The sequence below is a fragment of the Alphaproteobacteria bacterium genome, assembly GCA_035625915.1.
Taxonomy (GTDB): Bacteria; Pseudomonadota; Alphaproteobacteria; order JACZXZ01; family JACZXZ01; genus DATDHA01.
In genome coordinates, this window is sequence record DASPOR010000153.1 from 1 (window position 1) to 2,368 (window position 2,368).

The following is a 2,368-nucleotide window of genomic DNA, read 5'->3' on the forward strand; positions in this document are numbered from 1 at the left end:
CTGTCCGGGCCGATCCTCAACATGCGCGGTCGTTCCAGCAGGAGGTTAAAGAAATGCATGAGACCTGAAAGAACAAACGTTGCGCAGCGCCCGCGCTGGTCAGGGGAAGAATGCTGACGTAAGGGCATGTTTCCGGCGACGACATCGCCGCGGCAGTTCGAACTCCACGGATGCCTTTACGGGGGGGCGTGGCCGCGACTGTCACGACAGCCTTGCGCCGATGAAGATTGGTACCGTCGCGGATCAAAGGTCGCATCGTGCTCCCGCGGATCCGACCACGTCGCGCGTGCGATCCGCCAGGCAAGATCGATCGGATCGCAAAAAGACTTAAGGTCGCGGCCCGTCGCAGGGAAACGTTTGGCCCGACAGCGGAAGGGGCTGGCGGTGATTAGCTTTGACGCCAGGGTGCCATTAACGGTTGTGATATTTGGCCATTGAAACGCCTAAGTTTAGTTGCGTTTGAGCATATCGGAACGCAGGAGATTCGGGGCATGCTGATTCTCGTTTGTGCTCTTACCCTGGCCCTGGCGATCGGATGCTGCGTTGGCGGGCTGATGGTGCGGCTAAGAGCCGATAGAGTGGCCGTCGTTCGGCGAGGCGCCGTTCCCGAGCAATCGGGCAGGCATTCTCGTCGTTCTTCGCCTCGTCGGTCTCCACGGCCCACAAGACGGTTGGAGGAGCCGCCCGCGTCGCGCTCGTAGACCATGCCGGCGCAACAAGTCCCGGCGATCTGAGCGCTTCCCCCTTCGGAGATGGCCGCTTCGATTCCTCTGGTTGCGTCCCTCGTGCCCGCGCCCCCTTTGCGTGCCCGGACCACAATGGCTAACGCGAGAGCAATGTTGGCCACCGATCTCAAGCGCGAGACCACGAACAATAGGCGCTCTGGTCGGCAAATCGAAAAAGACCGAGAGAGCGGCTGGCATGATCCGCAAGACTTCCGGCACCGATCGGCCGTCCAGGCGAATTCATGAGCGCCAAAGTCTCAACCCTCAGGATCACGGCTTGCCGCAATGGCACGACGAAGGAGCTGGGCGCGACTTCGCTCCGTCGCGCTCGACGACCACGGCAAAGACGCCATCTCAGCAAGATATAAGGTCATATAACGACCTATAAGTCCATGGATTTGATCCCAGGCGCGCAAGGTCGGATGAACGATCGCTGACGCGAAGAGGGTGGCACAGGGTCGAGGGTGTGAGCCGCCTTAACCCACGTGAAACATTTTACCGTCCGGAATGTCGGGTCGCGGGACGGTCGGGACTTAGCCGCCTCGGACTCTGGCCACGGCTCGCCGTTGATCCTCGGCGCGAGCCAACGCTCACCCGGATGCGATGCGAGTGTATACCCGTGGCAGGCGAGCGGGAGGCTGTCTGACAGAGGAAAGGCCCGACGGTCCGAGCATCGGCACCCGAAGCGGTCGCGCCAACAAACCGGCGCGCGCCCTAAGCTGGCGCGCCCTACGGGACTCGAACCCGTGTTTCCGCCGTGAAAGGGCGATGTCCTAGACCGCTAGACGAAGGGCGCGGGGGCGGCGCGACATATAGAGAGCTTTGCCAAAGGGAGCAAGCGAGCCGGCGCGCCGCGGTTAACCTGTCAGGTTTCTGGGCAGAGTTTGTGACTACCACCGGCCAGTATTCGGCATCGACGCCCATGGCTCCTTCGGCGGGAGTGCCGCACCTTTCTGCAAAAGCTCGATCGAATGGCGATCAGGGGAGCGCACAAAGGCCATCATGCCGTCTCGCGGAGGGCGGTTGATTGTCACCTTGGCTTTCATTAGTCGCTCGCAGACCGCATAAATGTCGTCGACCTCGTAGGCGAGGTGACCAAAATACCGCGCCTCGCCATAGTCCTCTGTGTCCCAATTGTAGGTGAGCTCAATCAGCGGCGCCCCGCGACCCTTGCCGCGATCGGCTTGGGTGACCAGATCTACATCGTCGGGAGCGGCGAGGAACACCAGCGTATAACGGTTTTTCTCGTCAACCCGCCGGTGTCGTTCCTGGAGTCCGAGCTTGTTACAGTAAAAATCAAGTGCGTCGTCGAGATTGCGAACGCGGAGCATCGTGTGCAGGTATCTCATCTTACGGCCTCGCTTGCTTGCGCCCCCAACCCGTCGACCAGTCTAGGGGGCTTTGCATGATCGCGCAAAATACCAAAGCGGCGGTTGAGGGTTTGCGCCACCTCCTCGACACGTCGGATGTCGTTCTGCCGTTTACGGGTGCGGGTATTTCCACCGAATGCGGCATTCCAGACTTCCGTTCCCCCGGAGGCCTGTGGAGCCGCAATCAACCAATCCCGTTCGAGGAATTCATTTCAAGCCAGGAGCAGCGCGACGAAGCGTGGCGACGGCGCTTCGCCATGCAGGATGAGTTCG

Annotated in this window: 2 protein-coding genes and 1 tRNA gene; 1 reads left to right on the plus strand and 2 read right to left on the minus strand. The window is 61.0% G+C overall.

Features of this window, described 5'->3' with window-relative positions:
• Positions 1 to 1,445 precede the first annotated feature (1,445 nt).
• Together VEJ16_12070 and VEJ16_12075 are read right to left on the minus strand one after the other, a co-directional pair.
• Positions 1,446 to 1,521, minus strand: a tRNA-Glu gene (locus tag VEJ16_12070).
• A gap of 94 nt (positions 1,522 to 1,615) precedes the next feature.
• Positions 1,616 to 2,074, minus strand: a complete 459-nt coding sequence (locus tag VEJ16_12075; GenBank protein HYB10400.1) for a VOC family protein — start codon at positions 2,072 to 2,074, stop codon at positions 1,616 to 1,618.
• A gap of 56 nt (positions 2,075 to 2,130) precedes the next feature.
• Here VEJ16_12075 and VEJ16_12080 point away from each other — a divergent pair.
• A partial coding sequence (locus VEJ16_12080) for a Sir2 family NAD-dependent protein deacetylase (GenBank protein HYB10401.1) occupies positions 2,131 to 2,368 on the plus strand: 238 nt, incomplete at its 3' end.